Source organism: Herbaspirillum rhizosphaerae (genome assembly GCF_046025915.1).
Taxonomy (GTDB): Bacteria; Pseudomonadota; Gammaproteobacteria; order Burkholderiales; family Burkholderiaceae_D; genus Herbaspirillum; species Herbaspirillum rhizosphaerae_A.
Map to the genome: position 1 here is coordinate 224,939 of NZ_JAQQFR010000004.1, position 25,717 is coordinate 250,655.

Annotated in this window: 25 protein-coding genes; 17 read left to right on the plus strand and 8 right to left on the minus strand. The window is 57.7% G+C overall.

What is annotated here, in order from left to right:
• Nucleotides 1-54: 54 nt before the first annotated feature.
• The 4 genes from PQR63_RS07950 to PQR63_RS07965 all read right to left on the minus strand — a co-directional run bounded on the left by PQR63_RS07950 (nt 55) and on the right by PQR63_RS07965 (nt 4,373).
• On the minus strand, nt 55-1,146 hold the full coding sequence (locus tag PQR63_RS07950) for a porin (protein ID WP_408167146.1): 1,092 nt from the start codon (nt 1,144-1,146) through the stop codon (nt 55-57).
• Between the two features lie 369 nt (nt 1,147-1,515).
• Entirely contained in the window at nt 1,516-2,775 is a 1,260-nt protein-coding gene (locus tag PQR63_RS07955; protein ID WP_408167148.1) for a methyl-accepting chemotaxis protein, read from the minus strand.
• 272 nt (nt 2,776-3,047) lie between these two features.
• Nucleotides 3,048-4,058 carry an AraC family transcriptional regulator gene (locus PQR63_RS07960; RefSeq protein ID WP_408167150.1) on the minus strand — a complete coding sequence of 337 codons (1,011 nt, stop codon included), beginning with the start codon at nt 4,056-4,058 and terminating at the stop codon, nt 3,048-3,050.
• Between the two features lie 192 nt (nt 4,059-4,250).
• A complete protein-coding gene (locus PQR63_RS07965; RefSeq protein ID WP_408167152.1) occupies nt 4,251-4,373 on the minus strand; it encodes a hypothetical protein in 123 nt (40 codons plus the stop codon).
• A 253-nt stretch (nt 4,374-4,626) separates the two neighbouring features.
• On the opposite strand from PQR63_RS07965, the gene PQR63_RS07970 reads away from it, so the two are divergent.
• Nucleotides 4,627-5,532 (plus strand): LysR family transcriptional regulator, encoded by a 906-nt coding sequence (locus PQR63_RS07970; protein WP_408167154.1) that lies wholly within the window; start codon nt 4,627-4,629, stop codon nt 5,530-5,532.
• 51 nt (nt 5,533-5,583) lie between these two features.
• Here the strand turns inward: PQR63_RS07970 and pcaD are convergent, their stop codons facing one another.
• The 4 genes from pcaD to PQR63_RS07990 all read right to left on the minus strand — a co-directional run bounded on the left by pcaD (nt 5,584) and on the right by PQR63_RS07990 (nt 8,917).
• The gene (gene pcaD, locus PQR63_RS07975) at nt 5,584-6,360 is read right to left on the minus strand and encodes a 3-oxoadipate enol-lactonase (protein ID WP_408167157.1); all 777 of its coding nucleotides are present in this window, start codon (nt 6,358-6,360) and stop codon (nt 5,584-5,586) included.
• A gap of 100 nt (nt 6,361-6,460) precedes the next feature.
• Entirely contained in the window at nt 6,461-7,372 is a 912-nt protein-coding gene (catA, locus tag PQR63_RS07980) for a catechol 1,2-dioxygenase (protein WP_408167159.1), read from the minus strand.
• A gap of 66 nt (nt 7,373-7,438) precedes the next feature.
• A complete protein-coding gene (gene catC, locus PQR63_RS07985) occupies nt 7,439-7,729 on the minus strand; it encodes a muconolactone Delta-isomerase (protein WP_408167160.1) in 291 nt (96 codons plus the stop codon).
• Nucleotides 7,730-7,762: 33 nt separating this feature from the next.
• Nucleotides 7,763-8,917 (minus strand): muconate/chloromuconate family cycloisomerase, encoded by a 1,155-nt coding sequence (locus tag PQR63_RS07990; RefSeq protein ID WP_408167163.1) that lies wholly within the window; start codon nt 8,915-8,917, stop codon nt 7,763-7,765.
• Nucleotides 8,918-9,273: 356 nt separating this feature from the next.
• On the opposite strand from PQR63_RS07990, the gene andAc reads away from it, so the two are divergent.
• The 16 genes from andAc (at nt 9,274) to PQR63_RS08070 (ending at nt 25,671) form a co-directional block, all read left to right on the plus strand.
• Nucleotides 9,274-10,554, plus strand: coding sequence for an anthranilate 1,2-dioxygenase large subunit AndAc (gene andAc, locus PQR63_RS07995; RefSeq protein ID WP_408167165.1), 1,281 nt, complete (start codon nt 9,274-9,276; stop codon nt 10,552-10,554).
• Nucleotides 10,555-10,568: 14 nt separating this feature from the next.
• Nucleotides 10,569-11,042, plus strand: coding sequence for an anthranilate 1,2-dioxygenase small subunit AndAd (andAd, locus tag PQR63_RS08000; RefSeq protein WP_408167167.1), 474 nt, complete (start codon nt 10,569-10,571; stop codon nt 11,040-11,042).
• A 26-nt stretch (nt 11,043-11,068) separates the two neighbouring features.
• Nucleotides 11,069-12,133, plus strand: coding sequence for an anthranilate 1,2-dioxygenase ferredoxin subunit AndAb (gene andAb / locus PQR63_RS08005; protein WP_408167436.1), 1,065 nt, complete (start codon nt 11,069-11,071; stop codon nt 12,131-12,133).
• 116 nt (nt 12,134-12,249) lie between these two features.
• Nucleotides 12,250-13,428, plus strand: coding sequence for an ABC transporter substrate-binding protein (locus tag PQR63_RS08010; protein ID WP_408167169.1), 1,179 nt, complete (start codon nt 12,250-12,252; stop codon nt 13,426-13,428).
• A 9-nt stretch (nt 13,429-13,437) separates the two neighbouring features.
• On the plus strand, nt 13,438-14,352 hold the full coding sequence (locus tag PQR63_RS08015; RefSeq protein ID WP_094562129.1) for a branched-chain amino acid ABC transporter permease: 915 nt from the start codon (nt 13,438-13,440) through the stop codon (nt 14,350-14,352).
• An 8-nt stretch (nt 14,353-14,360) separates the two neighbouring features.
• Entirely contained in the window at nt 14,361-15,314 is a 954-nt protein-coding gene (locus PQR63_RS08020) for a branched-chain amino acid ABC transporter permease (RefSeq protein ID WP_408167171.1), read from the plus strand.
• Complete coding sequence (locus PQR63_RS08025; RefSeq protein WP_408167173.1) at nt 15,304-16,116, plus strand: ABC transporter ATP-binding protein; 813 nt, start codon at nt 15,304-15,306, stop codon at nt 16,114-16,116. Before PQR63_RS08020 ends, PQR63_RS08025 begins: the two co-directional genes overlap by 11 nt.
• Nucleotides 16,113-16,823, plus strand: coding sequence for an ABC transporter ATP-binding protein (locus tag PQR63_RS08030; RefSeq protein ID WP_408167175.1), 711 nt, complete (start codon nt 16,113-16,115; stop codon nt 16,821-16,823). The genes PQR63_RS08025 and PQR63_RS08030 overlap by 4 nt, the downstream gene beginning before the upstream one ends.
• 53 nt (nt 16,824-16,876) lie before the next feature.
• A complete protein-coding gene (locus PQR63_RS08035) occupies nt 16,877-17,740 on the plus strand; it encodes an alpha/beta hydrolase (RefSeq protein ID WP_408167177.1) in 864 nt (287 codons plus the stop codon).
• A gap of 79 nt (nt 17,741-17,819) precedes the next feature.
• Nucleotides 17,820-18,743 carry an alpha/beta hydrolase gene (locus tag PQR63_RS08040; RefSeq protein ID WP_408167178.1) on the plus strand — a complete coding sequence of 308 codons (924 nt, stop codon included), beginning with the start codon at nt 17,820-17,822 and terminating at the stop codon, nt 18,741-18,743.
• Nucleotides 18,744-19,043: 300 nt separating this feature from the next.
• Nucleotides 19,044-20,279 carry an ABC transporter substrate-binding protein gene (locus tag PQR63_RS08045; RefSeq protein ID WP_408167180.1) on the plus strand — a complete coding sequence of 412 codons (1,236 nt, stop codon included), beginning with the start codon at nt 19,044-19,046 and terminating at the stop codon, nt 20,277-20,279.
• A 682-nt stretch (nt 20,280-20,961) separates the two neighbouring features.
• Nucleotides 20,962-21,345 (plus strand): DUF4148 domain-containing protein, encoded by a 384-nt coding sequence (locus PQR63_RS08050; protein ID WP_408167182.1) that lies wholly within the window; start codon nt 20,962-20,964, stop codon nt 21,343-21,345.
• A gap of 202 nt (nt 21,346-21,547) precedes the next feature.
• Nucleotides 21,548-21,790 carry a type II toxin-antitoxin system Phd/YefM family antitoxin gene (locus tag PQR63_RS08055; RefSeq protein WP_408167183.1) on the plus strand — a complete coding sequence of 81 codons (243 nt, stop codon included), beginning with the start codon at nt 21,548-21,550 and terminating at the stop codon, nt 21,788-21,790.
• A 7-nt stretch (nt 21,791-21,797) separates the two neighbouring features.
• Nucleotides 21,798-22,052 carry a type II toxin-antitoxin system YoeB family toxin gene (locus PQR63_RS08060; RefSeq protein WP_408167185.1) on the plus strand — a complete coding sequence of 85 codons (255 nt, stop codon included), beginning with the start codon at nt 21,798-21,800 and terminating at the stop codon, nt 22,050-22,052.
• A 298-nt stretch (nt 22,053-22,350) separates the two neighbouring features.
• Entirely contained in the window at nt 22,351-23,565 is a 1,215-nt protein-coding gene (locus PQR63_RS08065; protein WP_408167187.1) for a porin, read from the plus strand.
• Between the two features lie 384 nt (nt 23,566-23,949).
• A complete protein-coding gene (locus PQR63_RS08070) occupies nt 23,950-25,671 on the plus strand; it encodes a methyl-accepting chemotaxis protein (protein ID WP_408167188.1) in 1,722 nt (573 codons plus the stop codon).
• Nucleotides 25,672-25,717 lie beyond the last annotated feature (46 nt).

Sequence of the window (25,717 nt, forward strand, 5' to 3'; positions counted from 1 at the left end):
TGCACGATCACTCGTGCATGCGCCGTCACCTCAAGACAGAGGGACTTCAACACATCAGAAGGTGTGGCGGACGCCAGTCATCACACCGAACTGATTCATGCCGGTGCCGACGGTGCCGCCGACATCCAGAGGAATTGCCGCTGTGCCGGCGTTCTTCATATAGCCAAGCGACGTATATAGCGCAGTACGCTTGGACAGGTTATAGGTCAGGCGTGCCACCGACAGCGTGGATTTGTTGGCCGAGCCCTTGATGCTCAGCTTGGCAACCTGCGCGTCCAGCACCAGCGCCGTGCTGATCGGATAAGAGAATCCCAGATAGTACAAATCGGAATTGGTGTTGACCGCCGCCGCACGCGTCTTGCGATCCATCACACCCATGCCGATCTTGGTGCTGCCCAGCATGGCATAGCCATTCAGGGTCACGCGCTGATCGGTGTTGTCGCTGCTGGTGAGGCCGTTTGATGCGCCGGTGTTGCCATACATGATGTCGTACGAGCTCGACACGCCGAAGCTCTGGCTGTCGTAGGCAAGCATCGCAGTGACCTGGCGGCAGGCTTTCGCATTGCCGGCCACTTCGCCCGCGCAGCTGGTGGCGCTGGCGCCGCCGGCGGTAGAGGTATCGCGGCCGAAGCTATAGGTCGCACCGACCGTCACGCCTGAGAAGGTGCCGAGATAACCGATGGCGTTGTCGCTGCGTGCATTCGGAATGTACGAGTCGATGCTGCTGATCGAAAAAATGTTCGGACCCATGACGTCCGATTTGGCGGTGACCAGATAGGTCATGTTGACCTGGCGGCCCAGCATGATGGAGCCGTAGTTATTTTTCAAGCCGATGAAGGATTGGCGGCCGAACAGGCGATTGCCTTGCCCCATGCCGCCGGTGTCGACGGCAAAACCGGACTCCAGTACGAACATCGCTTGCAGGCCTCCGCCCAGATCTTCAGTACCCTTGAAGCCCAGACGCGATGGAAACGACGCCGTGAGTGAGGGCATTTTCAATGCGGAATTGCCAGCGGCATTGGCGTTGGTTGTGTAGACGACGCCCGTGTCGATGATGCCGTAAATCGTCACCTGGCTTTGCGCCATCGCCTGATGCGAGCACGCCGCGCCGAGCAGAGCCAGGGTGCTGCAGACTAACTTGTTCATGATCTTCCCCATTCGAATGAAATTGCAGAATCAATATGTCGGCGCAGCTGCCGATATCGCAGGCGGCAGTTTCATTTTCCTGCCTGCGATGACCACGCCGTCGCTATGCATCGGTCGACCTTCATCTCCTTGTGCCGATGCAGTGTTATGCAAGGATTCTTGTTTTTCTTGCGCGACACGGCCGCGCAGTGTTGTCTCTTGTCGAAGCGATCTTAGATAAACAGGAAGATGAAAAATATCCGGCGCTTGCACGTTAGACGCGCGCCAATATCCGTTTTTTACGCGCGTTCTGCCGCCGTTGCATCGCGGTGCAGAATTGGATTTTTCTGGTGCAAAAAGAAGAGGGTTACAGCGCGGTGCCGTGCTCAATCAGCTCGTTGTCAGCAGCGCGACCGGTGCAACCTGTGCAATCGGTGCAACCAATGCAGCCGATGTAATGGATGCCTTGGGTTTAACCGATGTCTGCTCACCCTGACGTAAGCGCGTGTTCGAGACCTTGAATGCCGACACGGAATAGTTGAGGCGGCCGGCTTGTTCTTCCAGCGACTGTGCTGCCGCCGCGACTTGCTCCACCATGGCTGCATTTTGCTGTGTGCTCTGATCCATCTGCGCGATGGCGGCGCTAATCTTTTCAATGCCGTGTCGCTGCTCGACCGATCCTGCGCTGATGGCATTGACGATGTCGGAGACGGCGCTGATCGATTGCTGCACCTTCTCGACCGTGGTCCTGACCTCATGGGCCTGATGCAAACCATCCTGCACCATGCTGACGGAGGCATCGATCAGTACTTTGATTTCCTTCGCTGCGGCAGAAGACCGATGCGCCAGATTACGCACCTCACTGGCGACCACTGCAAAGCCGCGTCCTTGTGAGCCGGCACGTGCCGCTTCGACGGCCGCATTGAGTGCCAGGATGTTGGTCTGGAATGCGATGCCATCAATCAGCGCCGTGATCTCGGAAATCTGTTTGGAGCTTTCGTCAAGCCGGCCGATGGTTGCGCTCATGGTTTGCATCGACTTGCTGCCGGACAGCGCCAGCGTATTCGCACCATCGGCGAGTGTGTTGGCGCGCAAGGCGTTGTCGGTGTTGCTGCGGATGGCTTCGGTGAGTTGCCGCATGCTGTGTGCGGTCTGTTCCAGCGAGGCGGCTTGTTGCTCGGTACGGATCGACAGATCCATATTGCCCGCTGCGATCTCGCGTGTTGCCGTGGCGACCGATGCAGTGGCATTGACGACGCCGACCACAACGTCTTCCACCCGTTGGAGAAAGCCGTCAAAGGCGCGTGCCGACGTGCCGAATTCGTCTCTGCGCGGACTGGCCGACCGTTTGGAAAAATCGAGGAAAGACGCCATCTCTCCAAACTTGCCGGTCTGACGATGCAAGCCGCCGCAGACGACGGTGATCAGATGACGCGCTGCGATGAAGGCGATGATTGCGCCGGCGATCATGCATGCACCGGCGATCCAATTCGTCAGCGCTGCAAGCTCCCTGCCATGACCGGTTTTCGCATCGGCGGCCAAGGTCTGCGTGACGACAATGGTGGATGCGCCGAGGCAGAGAAGGACCAGCGCCAACAGCGAAAATGCCAGCGTCACCTTGAACTGGATGGAGCGAAAATAATTATGCATCGCGGTGTTTCCGTTGTTGTCTGATCGGTTGTCTTCCATGGGCGAGGTGAGATCTCACGTCTTCATGGACGATGCGTGGGGACTATCCTCGCGCTGATCATAGAGAGTGCCGGATGAAAGAAATATCCGGCATTTGCAGATGCGCGCCTGCGCTTTATCCGAATCTTGCGACGCCGGAGGCGGGCAGACAAAGACGGAATGAGAACGACGTGAATGCGCGAAAAAAAACGGCACCTTTCGATGCCGTTTTCAAGAATGAGAGAGAAGACGTATCAGCGTGCGCAGCCCCGCGTTTGCTTGGGCAGCTCGCCGAAACGTTCACGGTAATACGCCGAGAAACGGCCCAGATGGCCGAAGCCGAATTCGAAGGCGGTATCGGTGATATTCGCGCCGGGATGGGTGAGCAGGCGTTCACGTGCAGCGTCGAGACGGATATTGCGCAGCAGATCCATTGGTGCGACGCCATGATGCTGATGGCACAAGGCGTTGAGCGCGCGTACGCTGACGCCGGCGGCGTTGGCCAGATCGGCCAGCGCCAGCGGTGCGCACAGGCGCGTACGGATGTACTTCTCCAGCATGTCCAGGCGTTGCAGTTTGCCGGAGCCAACCAGGCCTTCCGCCGATTCGTCGGCTGCGATACCGGCCGCAGTCGGGCCGGCAGTGTAGGTGCTGGTGAGTTGCGACAGCAGGAACTGCGCGGCGCCACGTTCGAAATGACTGATCCATGCATCGTGGCCGTCGTTCTGTCCCGGCAGCGCCAGTACGCGCAACAGCGACTGGATCAGCAGATCCCAATGCGGGATGGCTTGCTCAGGCAACAAGAACAGCGACGGCATGTTGGCCGGGCCTGGTTGTCCCTGTGCACTGAGTTCTTCAAACAAGGCCAGCGGCACTTTCAGGATCAACTGTTCCGAGCCGGCCTGCCACCACAGACGCAAATTCCGTTTTGGTGCAATCAACGCGGTCTTGCCTTGCGGGATGCACACTTTTTGGCCGTCGGCTTCAATTTCGGCGGTGCCGCTCAGGGTCATGTGGACCAGCGCGAAACCATTGAACAGGCGAGGCCGCACGATCACCTCGGCACCGTACTTCAACATGAAGATCTGCAACTGCTGGATCGCCGCCTTGAAGAGCACCGTATCGACGTCATCGCCCTTCCAGAATAAATCATGTTCCGACAATTCATTGGCGACCTGCGCATGGCAATCCACCTTCCTTGTCGACTGAAAGACACGATGTCGATAGAGCGGCGCCAGGCTGAGCGATTGAATTATGTTCTGCATGTTAACCTCTTAACGATGTCCCGCCGAGTGGGATGGGAGGACGATAGAGACCGGGTGTTGCCGAACCGCCGGCGGGAAATTTCCACACCTGATTCGGGAAAACAAAGAATGGACTGAAGGGCGAATACCAGTGTTCACCCGCAATTGACTGCGTAAAAATCAAGCTGCAGTCAATCCACAATCAGCCAACTGTCAGCAATTTTCGTGCCCGAATTTCGCGGTGCTCATGCGCGGATAGCGCGCATAGGCGGGATTATTGCTGGAATGGTTGCCGGGATGCGGGCCTGTGCCCGGAACGGAAAGATGTTTCTTCATGCTTGTCTCCTGAATGATTTTTTGAAGGCATTCTGCAAAACACCGCCAGCGTCCTTATGTTGTCCCGTGCTGTCCTCGTGCGGTCCAAACGGTTTTGCATTGCCCTGCATTATCTTGTACCGCATTGTGCGGTCTTATCGATCATAGCGGTCTTGTGGATCTTATTGTTATCAACGCAGCGTTTTAGATTTTATGCGCGGGCTGGTAAAACGTACAATATCAAATCGGCATCACTGTATGCTCCGGAGGTATATTGGAACTTCGCCATCTCAAGTATTTCAACGCAGTCGCCAGCACGCTCAGTTTCAGCCGGGCTGCCGAACTGCTGCACATCGCCCAGCCGCCGCTGAGCCGGCAGATACGCCAACTGGAAGAGCTCGTCGGCGCCGAACTGATCGACCGTGCGTCGCGGCCGATTGCGCTGACCATGGCCGGAAAATTCTTTTACGAGCAGACCGTACAGGTATTGTCCCGGCTTGATCAGATCGAGGAGGGCACGCGGCGCATCGCCAAAGGGCAACAGCACTGGTTCAATATCGGCTTTGTTCCCTCAGCGCTATACGGGCTGTTGCCGGAGCTGATCAAGCGCTTCCGCGCCGACTTGCCGGAGATCGAGATCGGCTTCTCTGAAATCATGACCATGGAGCAGGTCGAAGCGCTGAAGTCGGGGCGCATCGATGTCGGCTTCGGCCGCCTGCCGATCAGCGATCCCGACATCGTGTGCGAAACCATCATCGAAGAGCCGTTGATGGCGGTTTTTCCGTTGGGCCATCCTTTGCTCAAAAAGACCAAGGTCGGATTGGCTCAGCTCGCCGAAGAAAAATTCATTCTCTATCCGGCCAGACCGCGCCCCAGCTACGCAGATCAGGTGTTGGAGATCTTCGCCAGCCGTGGCCTTAAGCCGACCATCGTCAAGGAAGCCAACGAGATGCAAACCGCCATCGGCCTGGTTGCCGCCGGTGTCGGCGTGGCGCTGGTGCCACGCTCGGTACAGGGTTTGCATCGTGCCGATGTCGTCTATCGGCCGTTGGCAAACAAGGGCGTGTTCTCACCCGTCATCATGAATTTCCGCGCCAGTGATCGCTCCGCCCTGCTGGAAAAATTGCGCGCTACTGCGGCGCATATCGTTCAACAAAACATGCCGCAGGACGGCGAATAATGATTGGCGTTTAATTGGCGTTTAATCGGCGTTTAATCGGCGTTGAAATAGTCAGGCCAGGAACTTCATCAGACCGGCAGTGAAAGCGTCGCTCGCTTCGACATTGGATAAATGCGAGGCAGCCAGTTCCAGATAGTCGGCATCGGCGATTCTTTCTTGCAAAAAACGCGCATCGGAAACCGTCGTCACCGGATCATGGCGACCGGCCACGATCAGGGTCGGCGCTTCGATGCGAACTACCTCTTCACGCAGGTCGGCATCGGCCAAGGCCATGCAGCAAGCTGCATATCCACGCGGTGAACAATGCCGCAGATCGCTCACCATGGCATCCACCAGTATCGGCGTACGGGTAATGAACTCCGGTGTGAACCAGCGTCCGGCGGCGCCATCGGCGACACCGTCCATGCCATTCTCTGCAATCTGCTCCGCTCTGCTGCGCCAGCCGTCCTCGCTGCCTATCTTCGCAGCGGAATTGGCGACGACCAGACGCTGCACGCGATCAGCGGCGTAAATGCCCAACCACAAGCCGATGATGCCGCCCATGGAAATTCCGCAGAAATTGACCTTGTCCAATTTGAGCTGATCCAGCAGATCGACGACATCCTGCCCCAGTTGCGCCAGCGTCAGCGAGCCTGCAGCGGTGACTCCAGGGCTTTCACCATGGCCGCGCGTGTCATAGCGCAAGATTCGATAGTGCGAGCGCAAGCTGCGGGCCTGGCTTTCCCACAGCGACATGGTCGTGCCGAGCGAATTGGAAAACATCAGGACCGGTGCTTCCGGAGGACCGTCCAGCGTATAAGACATGGATGCTGATCGCGTAGTCGTCATGACTTTTTCTGCATGTTATATCGTGAAAAAAATCAGGCCATGCATTGGCATGGCCCGACGTTAGCTGAGTTTATGCTGTACAGATCGTGCTTGTGATCGCTCAGGCAGTAGCGCGATCGCGCTGGATCTCCGCCTTCGGCAAATCGGCTTGTTCGGCATGCAGCATGAAGTCGAAGTCGATGGAATAAAACGGCGCGTCAACTTCATGTTTGCGGATTGCCGCAGCATCGGTGATGTGCGTCATCTCCGGCACCAGCCCTTCGCGGGTGGCGAAGGCAAAGTCATCCCACAGGTATGGATCGCCGGCGATGTTGATCTGCGTGGTCAGCTTGCGATACCCCGGCGCAGAAACGAAGAAGTGGATATGCGCAGGACGCGTGCCGTGGCGTCCCAGTTTGGTCAGCAACTGATCGGTGGCGCCACCCGGAGGAACGCTGTAGCCGACGGGTACGCGGCTGCGGAAACGATAACGGCCTTCCGCGTCGGTGCGAATGCTGCTGCGCAGATTGAACGGTGTCTGACTTGGATCGAAGAAGGAATAGCTGCCCAGATGATTGGCATGCCAGACTTCCACCAGCGCATGCGCGAGCGGCTTGCCGTCTTTGTCTCGCACCTGGCCTTGCATGAACAGCGTCTCGCCCGGTTGTTCATCCTGGTCGAGGCGGGCGAAGCCCTTTTGTTCCGGCGCACCGGCGACATACAGCGGGCCTTCAATGGTGCGCGGAGTACCGCCATCGATACCCCGGCGTGCTTCCGCTTCATCCATACGCAGATCGAGGAAGTGTTCAAAACCCAGACCAGCAGCGATCAGACCGTATTCGCCGGATTGTCCTGCAGCGGTCAGATAATGAACGGCAGACCAAAATTCTTCAGGCTGGACATCAAGCTCTTCAATCGTGTGGAACAGATCGCGCACAATGCGGTTAACAATCTCTTTGACACGCGGGTCTCCTTGTCCTGTTTCAGTGCTTTCGATTTTCTGCAGTACGGCGTCTATCGTCTTCTTGTCCATGTTCGTCTCTCTCGTCTCTGATTGGCTTTTGGCTTGGTACGGCTTAGTTGTGAGGGTGTATCGATATCAACGTTCGTCTTCATGAATCGAGGATGGATGACGACATAGCGCCTCGACCTCAATTTTCATGTAGGGAAACAGCGGCAGGGTCAGCAGCAGGTCGTGCAGTTCCGCCGAACTGGCGACATCAAAGATGCTGACGTTAGCGTAACGTCCGACCACGCGCCACAAATGACGCCATTTTCCGGAACGCTGCAGACTCTGCGCCAGTTCGCGTTCGCGGCTCTTGAGCGCGTCTGCGGTTTCCTTGGGCATGGTGTGCGGCAGTTGCACATCCATCGTGACTTTAAACAGCATGTTGTCTCCTGCTTGGTGTAATAGGTGAGGGGATCAGGCCAGCGACACCAGCGTGGTTTTGCGGTCGCGGCGCAGAAAATTCACGCGGTCTTCGTCCAGTGTGATGCCGAGGCCGGGTGCGTCCGGCAGCTCCAGCGAAAAGTCGCGGTAGCGCAGCGGTACGGTAAGAATCTCCTCCGTCAGCAACAGCGGGCCGAACAATTCGGTGCCCCACGCCAGCTGGGAAAATGTCGAAAACAATTGCGCCGAAGCCATCGTGCCGATTGCACCTTCGAGCATCGTGCCGCCGTACAAGTCCACACTGGCTGCAGCGGCAATGGCGGCGACCTGCTGCGCGCCGGTCAGTCCGCCCGATTGCGTGATCTTGACCGCAAACACATCGGCTGCGCCGCACTGCGCGACTTTGTATGCATCGCCAGGGCCATGCAAGGTTTCATCGGCCATCAGCGGAATACGATTCTTGTCGCGCAGGCGGCGCAAGCCATCGAGATTACCGGCGGCAATCGGTTGTTCCACCAGATCGACGCCCGCTTGCTCCAGCAACTGCATGCCGAGCATGGCATCCGCTTCGCTCCAGGCCTGGTTGACATCAACGCGCACGCTGCCGCGGTCGCCGACGGCGCGCTTGATGGCCGCGACATGGGCGGCGTCATCGCGTACCGCACGGGCGCCGATTTTCAGTTTGAAAATGTTATGCCGACGCAGCGACAGCATTTTTTCCGCTTCTTCAATATCGCGTCCGGTATCGCCACTGGCCAAGGTCCAGGCAACCGGCAAGCTCGACCGTACACGGCCGCCGAACAGACTGCTGAGCGGCACGCCAAGACGTTTTGCCAGCGCATCGCATAACGCCGTTTCGATAGCGCATTTGGCGAAGCGGTTGCCCTGTACGTTGTCATTCAGGATTTGCATGCGTGCGGCGACCTGATTGGCATCTTTACCTGTCAGCAAAGGCGTCATGTACGTGTCGATGTTGACCTTGATGCTTTCCGGACTTTCCTCTCCATAGGCCAGCCCGCCGATGGTCGTGGCCTCGCCCAAGCCCGTCACGCCGTCGTTGCCGGTGATGCGCACCAGCACCAGCGTCTGGCGATGCATGGTGGTCATCGACAGGCGATGCGGCCGTATGGTCGGGACATCGAGCAAGATGACGTCGACGGTTTCGATGGAAGTCGGTGAGAGGCTCAAGATAAAAATCCGGTTTCAGGTTGTTTGCCGAATCATAGAAACAAATCAGTGGCCATGTCCAAGACCAATTTCGATACCTTGCATACCTATTGGGTATAACAGGCCATCATCAGCGTGAAGGTTTCTGACGGTGCGGTGCAGCAAAAAAAAGTGGGGTGAAATGGCATAGCCGGGGCGGCTTGCAAGGAATGTTCCACAGGCGGGTAGGAGCATGCATGGGCAACAGTGCAAGAAACGGATAGCGCACAAGGTCAAGCTTGCAAACGGCGGATATTGTGCCGGAAGTGCTTTCCCTATGATGGGGCATCTGCTGAGTCAGGTATGGCTCGGTGTTTACCCAGATGAGGACACGCTTCATGAACAATACAACCCGGCTTGAGCAGGAAGGCTATGTGCCATTGCTGCAGTTCCCGCGCACGGATGGCTCGCGCACTCCTTATAAGGTGTTCAGTTCGCAGGAGGTCTACGATCTCGAGCAGGAACGCATCTATCGTGGCGAGACCTGGAGTTTTCTTGCGCTGGAAGCCGAGATCCCCAACAACGGCGATTACAAAAGCACCTTCGTCGGCGATACACCGGTTGTCGTCACGCGCACCGAAGACGGTGAGCTTGCCGCATGGGTCAACAAGTGCGCGCACCGTGGCGCCATCGTCTGCCGCACACCGCGCGGCAACGCGACTTCACACAGCTGCGCTTATCATCAATGGAGCTTTGATACCCGCGGCAACTTGCTGGGCGTACCGTTCCGCCGTGGTCAAAAAGGCGCAGCCGGCATGGCCAAGGACTTCGATCCAAAATGCCACGGCCTGCGCCAGTTGCGGGTGGAAAGCTATCGCGGCCTGGTCTTCGCCAGCTTCAGCGCGACGGTAGAGCCGCTGGCCGACTACATCGGCGCGGAAATGCGCCCGTGGCTGGATCGCATCTTCCACAAGCCTATTGTTTATCTCGGTTGCACACGCCAGTATTCGAAGTCGAACTGGAAGCTGTATCTGGAAAACGTCAAGGATCCGTACCACGCCAGCCTGCTGCATCTGTTCCACACCACGTTCAATATTTTCCGCGTGGGCATGAAGGCGCGTTCGATCGCCGACAAGCATCATGGCCTGCACAGCATCATTACGGCGACCAAGAACGAGGCGGAGACATCGGACGCCTACAAGCAGCAAGCCATTCGCTCCTTCGACGAGGGCTTCCAGCTGGAAGATCCATCCGTACTCGGCCAGATCAAAGAGTATGAAGAAATGACCACCAACCATATTCAGCCGATCTTCCCGCAGCTGGTGGTGCAGCAGATTCATAACACGCTGGTCGCGCGTCAATTGCTGCCGAAAGGCCCGGGCAATTTCGAGCTGATCTTCCACTTCTTCGGTTATGCAGACGACACGCCTGAGTTGCGCGCGCTGCGCATCAAGCAAGCCAATCTGGTCGGGCCGGCAGGTTACATCTCCATGGAAGACACCGAAGCGACGGAACTGGTGCAGCGCGGCACTGCCCGCGACCCCAACGATTGCTCGGTGATGGACATGGCAAAAGACAGCCCGGATCAGGAAGACACGCTGATCACCGAGAGCCTGATCCGCAAGTTTTGGCTCGGCTATCAGAAGCTGATGGGTTTCCAGAGTATCGAGAAAGCGTAAGCGAGGAAAACAAGATGGAAAAAATGACATTGTGGTTTGAACTCCACCAATTGCAGGAAAGCTATATCCACGCACTCGACAACGATCGCCTGGAAGAGTGGCCGGAGTTTTTTACCGACGATTGCCTGTACGAAATCATCCCGCGCGAGAACGCTGATGCGGGCCTGCCGATCGGCATCATTTATTGCGACAGCAAGAAGATGTTGCGCGACCGCGTGCTGTCGCTGCGCCACGCCAACATCTACGAAGAACATACCTATCGTCACATGACATCGGGTCTGATCTTCAAGTCAGTGGACGACGGCACCGTCGAATCCGAATCGAGTTATGTCGTGATCCAGACCTTGCAAAACGGCGAGTCCTTCGTGTATCAGGCCGGCCGTTATATCGATCGCGTGGTCAAGACCGCCGCCGGTTGGCGCTACGCCAGCCGCCGCGTGATCTATGACACGTTGCGGGTGCCGACCTTGCTGGCCACGCCGATCTGAGGAAGGTGAGGAGTGTCATGAGCGTCATGAGTGATTGGTTTGATGTCGGCAATGCCGATGATTTTGGCGACGGCGAGGTTGCACCCGTGGTGGCCGGCGGTCAGCCGGTCGCCGTGTTTCGTCTCGGCGAAGAATTGTTTGCACTGAAAGATCTTTGCACTCACGGCAACGCCAAACTATCCGACGGCTATGTAGAGGATGGCTGCGTCGAATGCCCTCTGCATCAGGGATTGTTCGACATCCGCAGCGGTGCGCCGCGATGCGCGCCGGTGACCGAAGCGGTGCGCAGCTTTCCGGTGCGTGTTGTGGCAGGGCGCGTGGAAGTCGGCATGGGCACCGCTGCACAGGAAGAAGTCGCTCCCGCAGTGCAAAAAATGCAGGCGACAATTTATGGCATCACACGCGCTGCGCCGGATGTGGCGGTGCTGCAGTTGCGTTGCGATGGTGCGGAGCTGACCTATCAGGCAGGGCAATATATCGACGTGGTGCTTGGCGATGGCCAGCGTCGCAGCTATTCGATGGCGACGCACGCCACCGGTGGTCAGGATGTGCTGGAGCTGCACGTGCGGCATTTGCCGGGCGGCTTGTTTACCGACCGCGTCTTCGGCGGCTTGCAGGAGGGAGAAATTCTGCAGCTCGAAGGGCCGGGCGGTAATTTCTATTTGCGCGATGGCGCGAGCCCTGTCATTCTACTGGCCAGTGGCACGGGATTTGCTCCGATCAAAGCCTTGGTCGAAGAAGCAATCGTCAAGAACAACAACCGGCCGATGCGTCTGTATTGGGGAGGGCGCAGACAGGCTGATCTGTACATGGATGCGCTGTGCCGCGATTGGGCGGCACGCCTGCCGTGGTTCGATTATGTGCCGGTGCTGTCCGAGGTGGATAGCGTATCCGGTTGGACGGGGCGCACAGGTTTCGTCCATCAGGCAGTCATGCAAGACATCCCCGATATGCAGCAATACCAGGTATACGCCTGCGGTGCACCGGTCGTGGTCGAATCCGCGCGACGCGATTTCACCGGCAGTTGCGGGTTGCCTGAAACAGATTTTTTTGCAGATGCATTTTTGTCGAAAGCCGACAGCCGCAGTTGATGCCGGGATAGATCGCGAGGCCGGTACCAAACCGGCTTCGTGTAAAGGCATTCGCAAGACAGTTTTTTGTTTCATTACGTATTTTGTATCTTTCATCCACCATGGGGAGTTTTGGCATGAATCGAATAACAACAATGGCAGGTGCAGCTTTGCTGGCACTGACAACCGGCGTCAGCTTTAGCGCGCAGGCAGCGGACGTCGTCAAGATCGGTTTTCTGACCACCCTGAGCGGTCCGGCCAGCGCTCCCGGCGTTGACGAGCGCGACGGCTTCACGCTGGCGTTGAAAACCCTGGGCGGCAAGCTCGGCGGTGTGCGTGCCGAAGTCATTACCGTCGACGATCAATTCAGCCCCGACGCCGCCAAGCAAGGTGCGGATCGCCTGCTCAAGCGCGAGAAGGTCGACATCCTGACCGGCTTTGTCTATTCGAACATTTTGCTGGCCGTCGCACCGGCAGCATTCGCCAGCAAGACCGTGGTGATCAGCGCCAATGCAGGCCCTGCACAATTCGCAGGCGCAGGCTGTTCGCCGTATTTCTTCAGTGCCAGCTATCAGAATGACGCCACCCACGAAGCTGCCGGTAAGCTGATGGCCGACAAGGGCTATAAACGCGTTGCCGTCATCGCGCCGAATTATCCTGCCGGTAAAGATGCCTCGGCCGGTTTCAAGCGTTTCCTGAAAAAAGAACCGGCAATCGAGTTGTTCCCCAAACTCGGCCAGTTGGATTTCGCGACGGAAATCGCTCAACTGCGTGCGGCCAATATCGACGCCGTATATTTCTTCCTGCCGGGCGGCATGGGTGTCAACTTCGTCAAGCAATATGCGGCTGCGGGCATGGATCCGAAGATCGTGCGCGTGATGCCTGCCTATGACGCTGATCAACAGATGCTCTCCAATGGCGATCTGCTTGCCGGTGTTGCCAATACAGGCCAATGGTCGGCAGATTTGCCGAACGAACAGAATCGCGCGTTCGTCGCGGCCTTCGTCAAGGAATATGGCCATCAGCCTTCGATGTATTCCTCACAAGCCTATGATGCCGCCATGCTGATCGACAGCGCCGTCAAGGCAGTCGGCGGCAAGGTGGAAAACCGCGACGCATTGATCGCCGCCATCAAAGCGGCCAACTTCAAGTCGGTGCGCGGCGGTTTCAAGTTCGCAGCCAACCACTATCCGATCCAGAATCAGTATGCCCGCGTGATCACCAAAGCCGCTGACGGCAAATACGTCAACAACATGACGCAGACACTGATGACCGATCACGTCGACGCCTATGTCGGCGAATGCAAGATGCAATAAGGGACGATCTTGGCCAATCTGATTTTTGAGCAGGTGCTCAACAGCCTGCAGTTCGGCGTCATGCTGTTCCTGATCGCTTCGGGATTGACGCTGATCTTCGGCGTGATGAACTTCGTCAACCTGGCGCACGGCAGCTTCTTCATGATCGGCGCCTATCTGGCGGCGTACATTGCAGGCGCTACCGGTTCGTTCTGGCTGGGCTTGCTGGGCGCATTGCCGGCGACTGCGGCGATCGGCTTCCTGTTGGAGTGGCTGGTGTTCCGGCGGCTCTACAAGAAGGATCATATGGTGCACGTGCTGGCGACGTTCGCGCTCATCCTGATCTTCAACGACGGCGTGCGCATGATCTGGGGGCCGCAGCCGCTGCCGCTGAACATGCCGGCCGCATTTGCCGGTCCGGTGATGTTGTTCGGCCTGCCATATTCCAGCTTCCGTTTGCTAGTGATGGCGGTGGGCATCCTGGTCGCCATCGGCTTGTATCTGCTGATCAATCGTACCCGGCTCGGCATGTGGGTACGGGCCGGTTCCAATAATCTGGAAATGGTCACCGCGATGGGGATCAACATTCGTCTGCTGTTTCGCCTGGTGTTCAGCTTCGGTCTGGTGCTGGCGGCATTGGCCGGCATCATGCTCGGCCCCCTGGTGGCGGTGCAGGCCGGCATGGGCGACGACGTGCTGATTCTGGCGTTTGTGGTGGTGGTCATCGGTGGTATCGGTTCGGTGCCCGGCGCGGCGGTCGGTGCGCTGATCGTTGGCGTGGTCGACACCCTCGGACGCGGTTTGCTGCCGCAGCTGTTCGCACTCTTTCTCAGTGCCGATGCCGCCGCATCGGTTGGTCCGGCGCTGGGTTCGATGATGATTTATCTGGTAATGATCGCGGTGCTGTTCTGGCGTCCCAGCGGTTTGTTCCCTGCTCGTTCCTGAGGATGTCCATGCAACGTTTGCTTTTGCTTTTTTTTATCGTGCTGGCGGTACTGTTGCCGGTGCTGGCGCAGGCCACCGGGATGGAGTACTACATCGGTGTGCTGACGCGAATCCTGATTTTCGCGATCATGGCTTCCAGTCTCAATTTCATTCTCGGCTACGGCGGCATGGTCAGTTTCGGGCATGCCGTGTTCTTCGGTCTCGGCGCCTATGTGACGGCAATTGCCAGCTTCCATGGCGTGACCAGCGCCTGGATCATCTGGCTGATCGCCGCACTGGTGTCTGCCGTGGCGGGCTTGATGATCGGTGCCATCGCACTGCGCACGCGCGCCGTGTACTTCATCATGATCACGATGGCGCTGGCGCAGCTGTTCTATTACTTCTTTGTCGGCTTCCGCTATTACGGCGGCGACGACGGTATTCAGATCAACGGCCGTCCGGTGATCGGACTCGGTCTCGATATCAGCGGCGACAATGGTTTCTACTGGCTGGTGTTGGCCTGGCTGCTGGTGGTGCATGTGCTGCTGGCGCGCCTGCTGAAATCGCGCTTCGGCCTGGCACTTAACGCCATGCGTGAAAATGAACGGCGCGCGCAGGCTATCGGCTACCCGACCTTGCGCTACAAGCTGGCGGCATTCGTCATCGCCGCGGTGATCGCCGGCATTGCCGGCAGCCTGATCGGCATGAGCAATCTGTTCGCCAGTCCCAAGCTGCTGCATTGGTCGCAGTCCGGCATTCTGCTGGTGATGGTGGCGCTGGGCGGCGTCGGCTACTTTTACGGCGGCATTCTCGGCGCAGCGGTCTTCCTGTTGCTGGAAGAGATCCTGTCGACGCATTTCGAATACTGGCAAATCTATGTGGGCCTGATTTTGCTGCTGGTGGTGATGGTGGCGCCGCGCGGCGTCAGTTCCTTGATGACCATCGGCAAGTCCTTGAAGCAGGGAGAACAACATGGCGCATGAGGCCTTGTCAAATTCATCAGCCTTGTTGGTGACAGGCCTGAAGAAAAGCTATGGCGGCCTCGCTGCCACGCGTGATGTGACGTTGGACATTGCGGCCGGTCACGTCCACGCCATCATCGGCCCCAACGGCGCCGGCAAGACGACTTTGCTGTCGCTGTTGTCGGGTGCACTGGCAGCAGATGCCGGTGAAATCTTCCTCTTCGGCGAAGCCATGCACGACCGTGCAGAACAGTCGCGTGTGAGCGCCGGGCTGGCGCGTTCGTTTCAGATCACGAGCGTTTTCGACGAGCTGACGGTGCTGGAAAACCTGCAAGTCGCGGTACAGCGCCGTCAACATGTCAGCTATGGTTTCTTCCACAGCAGCGCACAGGACAAAGAAGCAAAAGACACTGCCCTGTCGGTGGCGCGTCGCGTCGGTCTGGAAAAATTCGCCCATCAATTGTCGTCGCAGTTGTCGCATGGCGCACGTCGCCGTCTGGATGTCGGTCTGGCCATCGCCTGCAAACCGCGCGTCCTGCTGATGGACGAGCCGATGGCCGGTATGGGACATGAAGAATCCGGCGAGATGATTGCCTTGATCCAGTCATTGAAGCAAGAGCTCACCGTCGTGCTGGTCGAGCACGACATGGACGCCGTGTTTGCGCTAGCCGACCGCATCACCGTGCTGGTGCAGGGTGCGGTATTGGCAACCGGCAGTGTGGACGAGATTCGCAATAACGCTGAAGTCAAGCTGGCGTATCTCGGCGAGGAGGAAGAGGATGGGGACGGGGACGGGGAAAAAATGCAAGAGGAAACACAATGAGCACACTGTTGGAAGTATCCGGACTGACGGGTGGTTATGGTTCGAGCCAGGTGCTGTTCGGTATCGACATGCGCGTCAATGAAGGCGAAGTCGTCACGCTGCTTGGCCGCAACGGCATGGGCAAGACCACGACGCTGCGTACCATCCTCGGATTGAATCGTCCGACCGGCGGCGAAGTCTCGTTCCGCGGTCAGCCGATTCATGCGCAGAGCGCCGACAACATCGCGCGGCGCGGCATTGCCATCGTTCCGGAAGGCCGGCAGATTTTCAAAAATCTCAGTGTCGAAGAAAACCTGTCCGCTTTTGCAGCGCGCCGCAACGGCCGCGACAATCCCTGGACGCTGGAAAAGATCTATCAGCAATTCCCGCGTCTGAAAGAGCGCCGCACCAACGGTGGCGCACAGCTCTCCGGCGGCGAACAGCAGATGCTCGCCATCGGCCGGGCGCTGATGACCAATCCGCATTTGCTGATTCTGGATGAAGCTACCGAAGGTCTTGCGCCGCTGGTGCGGGAAGAAATCTGGTCGTGCCTGAAGGCCTTGCGCGGATATGGCCTGACCATCATCGTCATCGACAAGTACATCAAGCGCCTGATCGGTTTTGCCGACCAGCACACCATCCTTGAAAAAGGTAAAGTCGTCTGGCAGGGCGATTCCAAACAGTTGTCGGCGCAGCCGGATTTGTGGGATCGCTATCTGAGCGTATAAATCATCGTACTGAACCCGGTACGGCAGCATAGAAAACAGTACAGGAAAACAGCATGAATCAAGCAACATCGACAGACAAGGCACTGCGCGTCATCTGTGCTGAACAGGATTGCGAAGCCGGTTACAACCTCAAGGCGGCGTTCCCTGATTTTCCTCAGGTATTACAGGGCTGGCAAAAAGCCACGGCCGCCATCCGCGAGCCGATGCTCAGCGATGCCGACATCGCCTATGGAGAAGGTAAGCTGCAAGGCTTCGATTTCTATCGCGCTGCCGGGACCAAACGGCCCTTGCTGGTCTTCATTCATGGCGGCTACTGGCAAGGTGGCGACAAGAGCGACATCGGTTTCATCGCAGCGCCGTATGTACGCGCCGGCATCAGCGTCGCCGTCATGAATTATTCGCTGGCACCGCAGGCAAGCATCGAGCAGATGGCTGAAGAAGTGCATGCCTTGCTGGCGCGCATTCGCGGTATGGCCGATCAACTCGATATTGACCTCGCACGGCTGTCGCTGATGGGGCACTCCGCCGGTGGTCATCTCGCGGCTTACATCGCAGCAGACATTGTTGCCGCCGGTAAGGATGCGCCGGTGCAAGCAGTGTTCGCCATCAGCGGCTTGTTTGACCTGGTGCCGCTGATTCCCACATCGCTGAACAAGGCGCTTGGCCTGAATGTGCAGCGTGCGGAACAATTGAGTCCGGTACTCATGGCAGGGCCTTCAACAACGCGCGTGCATACCATCATCGGCGAGCAGGAGACTGGACAGTTTCATATTCAGGCTGCGGTGATCGCCAATTGCTGGCCGCAGGTCGTGGCGCATCACGTCGTGCCGGCGACGCATCACTACACGGTGTTGTGGCCGTTGGCGGATGAGAGCAGCCCGGTGTGCAAGGCCGTCATCGCCGAAATCCTGCGCTAAAGCTGAGACATTTACCGACACTGTTTTCAACACCATTTTCGGTGTCCTTTCTTATTCGTTGAATTGCTTTGGAGTTGGCATGGATCGCCGTCGTTTTTCGCTTGCCGTCGCAGCATTGTTGGGTGTCCCATCTGTCGCATTTTCTGCCGGCAATCCTTTTCTCGGCTACACCCAGGATGAATTGGATAAAGCCTATGATCAGCGCAACTGGGCCCCGAATTCCGCTGAAGTGATCGGACGCTATGCCACCGACAGCGCGGCAGTGCGCGAGAAATATCCTCCGCGTACGGAGCGTTACGGCAGCAGCGATGCCGAGACACTGGACATCTTTGCACCGGCAGGCGCGAAAGGGCTGCCGGTCATGGTGTTTGTGCATGGTGGCGCATGGCGTGCGCTCGGCAAGGACGATTCCTCCGCGCCTGCGCCGACCTTCGTCGACAACGGGTGTCTTTATGTCGCGCTCAATTTCGCCAACATTCCGGCTGTGCGTTTGCCTGACATGGCGACGCAATGCCGAAATGCCATGCTATGGATACATGCCAACATCGCCCGGTTCGGCGGTGATCCTCAGCGCATCTTTGTCTCCGGCCATTCTTCCGGCGGCCATTTGAGCGCGGTGTTGTTAACTACCGACTGGAGTACGCTCGGCGCGCCGGTGGATCTCATCAAGGGTGGGGTGGTGATGAGCGGCATGTATGAGTTGTATCCCGTGCTGCTGTCTGCGCGCAGCAGCTATGTGAAGGTATCGGCCGGCGAAGTGATCGCGCTGAGTCCGCTGCGTCATCTGGACAAGATCGTGTGCCCGGTAATTGTCGCCAATGGTGACAAGGAGAGTCCTGAATTCCAGCGACAGGCCGGAGAGTTTGCGACTGTTCTTGCAGGGATGGGAAAGTTGCGTGGACGCTTTGTCCTTCCCGGAAAGAATCATTTTGAAGTCCCGGAGGCGCTGAACGATGCGAATAACGGCCTTTCAAAGGCAGTTCTGGACATGATGAAAGTTTGATCTCCGTCTTGAATGGATTGGTGCGTCTGCGTCATCAGTTCAAACCATCCGCTGTGCAGGTGACGTTGCGTCCCAATTACAAGTCAATGCGCCGTCTTGGGTGAACGAGACGCGCGTCTTCGTATCCGCCACCGGTGCCTATGCCATCATGGCGCCATACAGCACATCACCTGACACACCAGGACGACATGCCGAGCTACAGCGACGGAGGCGGCCGGCAATAATGGCTGTGCTTTCCCCTGATTTCTGTGCGTTTTGCCGACGCTCGTTATACTTGTCGTCTTTACAGGGAAGGACACTATGACTTCGCGCAATCGCTTCAATTTCACCTACTCATTGCAATTTTCCATCGCTGCGTCTGCCCTTGCTTTTGCTGCGGGGAGTTTTTCCACCGGCGCCTCGGCGCAGGCGACGATCAAGATCGGCGAGATCAACAGTTACAAGGCGCAGCCTGCGTTCCTCGAGCCGTACCGCCAGGGCTGGGAAATGGCGTTGGAAGAAATCAACGGCAGCGGCGGCGTACTCGGTAAAAAGCTGGAAGTGATTTCGCGCGACGACAACGGCAATCCGGGCGACTCGGTGCGCGTGGCCGAAGAGCTGGTCAAGCGCGAGCAGGTGTCATTGCTGTTCGGCGGTTTTCTCTCCAATACCGGTCTGGCGCTGACCGACTACGCCAAGCAGCGCAAGATTTTCTTCCTCGCAGCGGAGCCGCTGACCGACAAGATCGTCTGGCACAACGGCAATAAATACACCTATCGTTTGCGCCCGTCGACCTACATGCTGGTTGCGTCGCTGGTCAAGGACGCGGCCAAGCTGAAGAAAAAGCGCTGGGCCATCGTCTATCCGAATTATGAGTACGGGCAATCTGCCGTCGCCAGCTTCAAGACGCTGATGAAAGCGGCGCAGCCGGACGTTGAATTCGTCGCCGAACAAGCCACGCCGCTGGGCAAGATCGACGCCGGGGCCGTGACGCAGGCATTGGCCGATGCCAAGCCGGATGCGATCTTCAATGTGCTGTTTGCCACCGACCTCGGCAAGTTCGTACGCGACGGCAATACGCGTGGTCTGTTCGAAGGACGTGAGGTGGTGTCCATGCTGTCGGGCGAGCCGGAATATCTTGATCCGCTGCGCGCCGAAGCACCGAGCAACTGGCTCGTCACCGGCTATCCCTGGTACGCCATCAACACGCCGGAGCACAAGAAATTTGTGGATGCCTATCGCAAGAAATACAATGACTATCCGCGCAACGGATCGCTGGTCGGCTATAGCGCGTTGATGTCGATTGCCGCGGGTTTGAAGAAAGCAGGCAGTGCCGATTCCGACAAGCTGGCAGCGGCGTTTTCCGGTCTGAAGGTCGAGACGCCGGTGGCGACGATCACCTACCGCGCGCAGGATCACCAGTCCACCTTGGGCGCCTTCGTCGGCCGCACCGGCGTCAAGGACGGCAAGGGCATCATGAGCAGTTTCGTGTATGTGGACGGCGCCAGTTTGCAGCCGTCGGATGCGGAAGTGAAGAAGCTGCGCGCAGCCGATTGATGCATGCGTCAGGCTTGCACAACGTCCTTTGCGTCGTTCTCCGTCGAGGTATTTTCCCCTGACGAGATCCGGTTGCACCCCTTGTTCGTGGCAATGTAAAGGGTGCGATCGGCTCGAGCACTGGAACGGGTCTGGGGTTTCTTCGCGTATCGCGGCGGCAGCTACCGAAATCACCTCTCACCACCTGCTGCTCAGTCCCCGGCCGCGGCACTTCTGCACTATGTACCGCCTCCATCAGCGCGGCTGACGGCAGCAGCAATCCAAACTCTTCCCCCTCCAGGCGTCCGAGAATCCGGCGTCAACACGCCATCAATACTTTCTTTGCGTAAACATGCGGCAGGTCGCGCTCAAAATTGTTTTCGTTGGGGAATATGTATTCACACGACAGGATAAGTCCGATGCTTATCTTCGTAGTCGTGGATTTCGCTTGAGGATCGATAACCGGTATTCAAAGATCATGAGCGCGCGCGTATACCTGATTTTTTAACGGTCAATTGTTTCTGTTTTCGGAATAACGTTTTTCCTGTGCCGCCATTTATTCTCCTATTGGCAAAGATTAAAGTACGTCCATCGATGAGCAGCACCAAACTCCCTTCATCGATAGGCGGGCCGAAGGGTGTTCATGACCGATCGGTCCGCCGCTTCGTAGTTAATCATCATCGTCAATTATCGAAAGAAAAAAATGGCTATCAATCAATTGGCGGCCGCTCTCTTTTTGACCGTTCTCAGCGGTTCCGTATTAGCAGACGCGCCCAATCCCCAATCCGCAACTCCCAAAACCCGTGCCGAAGTCGTGGCCGAACTGATCCAGGCCCGCGCCAACGGCGAGCTCAACATCAGCGACGCCGACTATCCGTCCACACCGAAATTCGTTTCCACCAAAAGTCGCGCCCAGGTCATCGCCGAGCTGGAGCAAGTCCGTGCCCGCGGTGAGCTGAACGTCAACGATGCCGACTATCCGTATGCACCGCCGTTCGTCTCCACCAAGACCCGCGCCCAGGTGCTGGCCGAGCTGGTCGAGTACAACAAGCATCCTGACCCGCAAGGTCTGTATCACGGTTATTGATCAGAGCAGTAAGCAAGAGAAGAGCAGACAGACAAGCAGCACAGCAAAAATCCGATGACCTCGTCCATGCGCACAGCGCCCGACGATGCCGAAGAGGAAAAGCCGTCACGACGCCGCGCACCGCACACCACATAAGCCGGTACCGTCGTGAGGCAGGCGGAGACAAGAATTCTTCCGAACACACAATAAAATCGAGGTAAGCATGTATTCCCTGAGCGCAAACTATCTGGCTAGCCATGTCGACGAAGTGTTGGAGCTGGCAGACTCCGACGAGATCCTGGTGACACTCGATTCCAGCGATAACCTGATGATCCTGAAGGAGTCCACCTGGCGCTCGCTGCAAGACATCGTCCACCTGTTCGCCACCTCCGTGAATGCCGAACGATTGCAGCAGAGCCTGCAACAAGTGCGCGCCGAATATCTGGTCGAGGCCGCCGTTGAGTGAGACTGCCATGAAGCTGCTGCTCACCCCGGGCGCCGCCGAAGACCTCGCTTATTGGGAGGCCAACGACAGCGCGTTCGCCGGCAAGATCCGTCAGGTGCTGCACAAGCTCAAGCACGGCGAAGCCTTGCCGAGCCATCAGGTGACCAGCCTGCCGCTGAGTCTGAGAGGACTCAGCGCGGTGCGCGTGTCACCGGAACATCGCGTGGTGTTCGAGCGCCTGAACGGCAACATCATCGTGCATCAGTGCCGCTTCCACTACTGAGCGCCACCGGGTTTTTCTTCGAGTCCATACGCATCTGACTCAGGTATCCACATCACGCAATGCCCCTTCCTTTCGGCCGGGGCATTGTCGTTTTTGTTGTCTAGACATAGTTGTATAAAAGATACAAATACATCGTTAAAAGTGAAAATTTAAAAATAAATCTTTGTTTTAAATTCCATTATTTGTTTAAATAAATAAAGTCTTCTTGCAATTTCCTTCGAGAAGCATCGATTTGGTCGTGTTTTTGCAACACCTCGATCGATCAATATTGGATTAACAATTATTGGAGTTCTGAAAAATGAGAAAGTCTCTTTTGGCGCTGGCGGTTATCAGTTCGCTCGGCTCGTTCGCGAGCATCGCCCATGCTCAAAGCTCGGTCACGATCTACGGCATCATCGATGCCAGCGTCGGCTACAACAGCAAAGTGGCAACCGGCACAGGCCGCGCAACCGGCAACCGCGCTGGTGTTGATTCGGGTGCCATCAAGGGTTCCCGTCTGGGCTTCAAGGGTAGCGAAGACCTCGGCGGCGGGCTGAAAGCCCTCTTCAATCTGGAAAACGGCTTTAACGTCGATACCGGCGCAGCGGCGCAAAACGGCACGCTGTTCGGCCGTACCGCGACCGTCGGCCTGTCCGGCAACTTCGGCGCGGTGCTGCTTGGCCGTCAGAAGGATTTCATCGACGACATCGCGGCCTTCACCACCGTTGACGATCTGGGCGGCATGGTCAGCAACGTCCACGCCAAGGATCTGGACCGCACCAACGGCGAACGCGTCAACAACTCGATCCGCTACAACACACCGAACGTCAACGGCTTCTACGGTAGCGTGATCTACGGCTTCGGCGAAACGGCCGGTTCGACTTCCACCGGTCAGTCCTACGGCATTGGCGGCGCCTATGCCAACGGCCCGTTCGGTATCGGTCTGGGCTACTTCCAGGCGAAGAAGGCCAGCAACGCGACCGGCGCAGTGGCTTCGAGCGACGTCAACTCGTCCTCCGCAACCACTTGCGCAACTGGCGCGGGTAACGTCGGCGACACGTGCCTGAAGACCTGGACATTGGCCGCAAGCTATCAGCTCGGCGCAGCCAAGTTGCACGGTTCGTGGTCGCAAGTGAAGTTGCCGCTGGCACAAGCCGGCAGCGCTACGTCGTTTTCGGCGGCATCGGCAGCGAACTTCACGGGTGACACCACGGCGCAGTTTGCTGTCGGCGGCATCAACAACGACAAGACCAACATCTTCGACGTCGGCGTGAACTACGCGCTGACACCATCCTTGTCCTTGCTCGGCAGCGTGCAGTACGCCCGCGTGAACTTCGTCAACGCCGCCAACGGCAAGATGACTCAGCTCAACCTCGGCGCCAAATACGCCTTGTCCAAGCGCACCACGCTGTACGGTATCTATCGCAACCTGCGCGCATCCGACATGTATAACGTCGGTGTGAACAGTTCCAGCGTGCCTGGCGCGGACAACAGCCAGAACGCACTCAACGTTGGCATCATCCACAACTTCTAATAGAGTGAGGCGGAAGAAGTGCTTCCATGAAGCGTCTTCGCTAAGGGCTGCAGTTAATAGCCGCAGTTAAGTGCACAATGCGAGCGCAATACCTCGCATCGAGAAGCGCCGGTCAATCAATGACCGGCGCTTTTTTTCTGCCTGTTTGCGGACATTTCCGGCCATGCTTTCTGTGATGCCCGCAGGTAACCTTGCTGGAATCCGCATGCCTCCTGTGTATCGGTAAAAAGCTATTGAACTGATGAAGACTATCAATTTTCCCTAAAGATTGTTTTTCAATAATATTGCTTCATGTCCAGATCCAGTTACGCAGGAATGTGGATCGCAGGCAAGAAAAATACTGCGCCGGTCATCGGGCCGACGCCAAACTTCAGGGAGCTTCACATGCACAATCCATCTCAGCCAGCCAAAGGAACCGCCATCAGCGTGGCGGCTCGCCTCGGCATCAGCTTTGCCATCGTGCTGGCCATGATGCTGGCGCTGACCATCCTCAGCATCATGAAGGTCAATTCCATCGAGGGCAGTCTCAGCACCATCAGCGACGACAACAACGTCAAGCAACGCTATGCCATCAACTTCCGCGGCAGCGTGCATGACCGCGCCATCGCCTTGCGCGACCTGACGCTGGTCGGCGACGCTGAAGTGAAAGACGTCGTCGGACTGATCACCAAACTGGACAACGACTATCAGCAATCGGCCAAGCCCCTGGACGCCATCTTTGCAGGCGAACAAGGCAAGAAAGTGCGCGCCGAAGATCGCGCCGATCTGGAGTCCATCAAAGCCATCGAAGCACGCACCATGCCGCTGGTGCAAAAGATCATCGCTGCGCGTACCGGCGGCGACACTGACGGCGCGCGTCAGATGATGCTGCAGCAAGGCAAGCCCGCTTTTACCGAATGGCTGGCATCGATCAACAAACTGATCGATCTGGAAGAGCAGATGACGCAGACCGAGTCGGCCCGTGCACGCAATCTGGCGCATGGTTTCAAGGCGTTGATGCTGACTTTCCTGGCCGTGGCGATGATGGCCGGCGTAGTGTTGGCGACGCTGATTACACGTTATATCCGCCGTGCTCTGGGCGCCGAACCGGATGACGTCAAGGAGCTGGCCTTCGCCGTCGATCGCGGCGAGCTCTATCATGCAGTGGACATCAGCAAGGACGGCGCTGCCCGTAACAGCATCATGGCCGCCTTATCCGAGATGAGCAGCAACTTGCGCAACACCGTCAGCGAAGTGCGTGACGCCGCTGCGGGCGTGACTGAAATCAGCAGCCAGATCGCCGAAGGCAACCGTGACCTCGCAGCACGTACCGAAGACCAGGCTGCCTCGCTGGAAGAAACCGCCTCGGCGATGGAAGAACTGACCTCGACCGTGAAGCAGAACGACGACAATGCACGTCAAGCCAATCAACTGGCTCGCAACGCATCCGAAATCGCTCAGCAAGGTGGAGCGATTGTCGGTCAGGTCGTACACACCATGGACTCGATCAACACGTCGTCACGCAAGATCGTTGACATCATCGGAGTGATCGATGGCATCGCCTTCCAGACCAACATCCTGGCGTTGAACGCAGCGGTCGAAGCAGCTCGTGCCGGCGAACAGGGGCGTGGTTTTGCGGTGGTTGCGACGGAAGTGCGCAGCCTGGCGCAACGCAGCTCGGCTGCAGCGAAAGAGATCAAGCACCTGATCGACGACTCGGTGGAAAAAGTCGACACCGGCACCAAGCTGGTCGAGCAGGCCGGCGACACGATGGAGCAGATCGTCGCCAGCGTGAAGCGCGTCACTGACGTGATGGGCGAAATCTCCGCCGCCAGCCACGAGCAAAGTATCGGCATTGAAGAAGTACACCGCGCAATTGCGCTGATGGATCAGGTCACCCAGCAAAACGCTGCTCTGGTGGAGCAAGCCAGCGCCGCCGTTGGCACCTTGCAGGATCAGGCCTCCAGCCTCAACCATGCAGTGGGTGTGTTCAGTCTGGAAGCGCCGGCATCGGGTACGCAAGTGGTTTCAGCGATAGGCGCAGGCAATATCGTGCCGCTGCGTCCGGTCGGCAGCTCGATTGTCAATTCTGCACCGCAACTCGGCGACCAGCGCAAACGCGCCTGATCAGACCGACTGTCCGCCCACCCCGCCCGCCCCATGCAACATGGTG

Coding starts and splice junctions, on each gene's coding strand:
- PQR63_RS08045 (WP_408167180.1), top strand. CDS start 19,044: ATGACTTCGCGCAATCGCTTCAATTTCACCTACTCATTGCAATTTTCC.
- catA (WP_408167159.1), bottom strand. CDS start 7,372: ATGGACAAGAAGACGATAGACGCCGTACTGCAGAAAATCGAAAGCACT.
- catC (WP_408167160.1), bottom strand. CDS start 7,729: ATGCTGTTTAAAGTCACGATGGATGTGCAACTGCCGCACACCATGCCC.
- pcaD (WP_408167157.1), bottom strand. CDS start 6,360: ATGACGACTACGCGATCAGCATCCATGTCTTATACGCTGGACGGTCCT.
- PQR63_RS07960 (WP_408167150.1), bottom strand. CDS start 4,058: ATGCAGAACATAATTCAATCGCTCAGCCTGGCGCCGCTCTATCGACAT.
- PQR63_RS08055 (WP_408167183.1), top strand. CDS start 21,548: ATGTATTCCCTGAGCGCAAACTATCTGGCTAGCCATGTCGACGAAGTG.
- andAd (WP_408167167.1), top strand. CDS start 10,569: ATGGAAAAAATGACATTGTGGTTTGAACTCCACCAATTGCAGGAAAGC.
- PQR63_RS08060 (WP_408167185.1), top strand. CDS start 21,798: ATGAAGCTGCTGCTCACCCCGGGCGCCGCCGAAGACCTCGCTTATTGG.
- PQR63_RS08010 (WP_408167169.1), top strand. CDS start 12,250: ATGAATCGAATAACAACAATGGCAGGTGCAGCTTTGCTGGCACTGACA.
- andAc (WP_408167165.1), top strand. CDS start 9,274: ATGAACAATACAACCCGGCTTGAGCAGGAAGGCTATGTGCCATTGCTG.
- PQR63_RS08030 (WP_408167175.1), top strand. CDS start 16,113: ATGAGCACACTGTTGGAAGTATCCGGACTGACGGGTGGTTATGGTTCG.
- PQR63_RS08025 (WP_408167173.1), top strand. CDS start 15,304: ATGGCGCATGAGGCCTTGTCAAATTCATCAGCCTTGTTGGTGACAGGC.
- PQR63_RS08050 (WP_408167182.1), top strand. CDS start 20,962: ATGGCTATCAATCAATTGGCGGCCGCTCTCTTTTTGACCGTTCTCAGC.
- PQR63_RS07955 (WP_408167148.1), bottom strand. CDS start 2,775: ATGCATAATTATTTTCGCTCCATCCAGTTCAAGGTGACGCTGGCATTT.
- PQR63_RS08035 (WP_408167177.1), top strand. CDS start 16,877: ATGAATCAAGCAACATCGACAGACAAGGCACTGCGCGTCATCTGTGCT.
- PQR63_RS08020 (WP_408167171.1), top strand. CDS start 14,361: ATGCAACGTTTGCTTTTGCTTTTTTTTATCGTGCTGGCGGTACTGTTG.
- PQR63_RS08040 (WP_408167178.1), top strand. CDS start 17,820: ATGGATCGCCGTCGTTTTTCGCTTGCCGTCGCAGCATTGTTGGGTGTC.
- PQR63_RS08070 (WP_408167188.1), top strand. CDS start 23,950: ATGCACAATCCATCTCAGCCAGCCAAAGGAACCGCCATCAGCGTGGCG.
- PQR63_RS08065 (WP_408167187.1), top strand. CDS start 22,351: ATGAGAAAGTCTCTTTTGGCGCTGGCGGTTATCAGTTCGCTCGGCTCG.
- PQR63_RS07950 (WP_408167146.1), bottom strand. CDS start 1,146: ATGAACAAGTTAGTCTGCAGCACCCTGGCTCTGCTCGGCGCGGCGTGC.
- PQR63_RS07965 (WP_408167152.1), bottom strand. CDS start 4,373: ATGAAGAAACATCTTTCCGTTCCGGGCACAGGCCCGCATCCCGGCAAC.
- andAb (WP_408167436.1), top strand. CDS start 11,069: ATGAGTGATTGGTTTGATGTCGGCAATGCCGATGATTTTGGCGACGGC.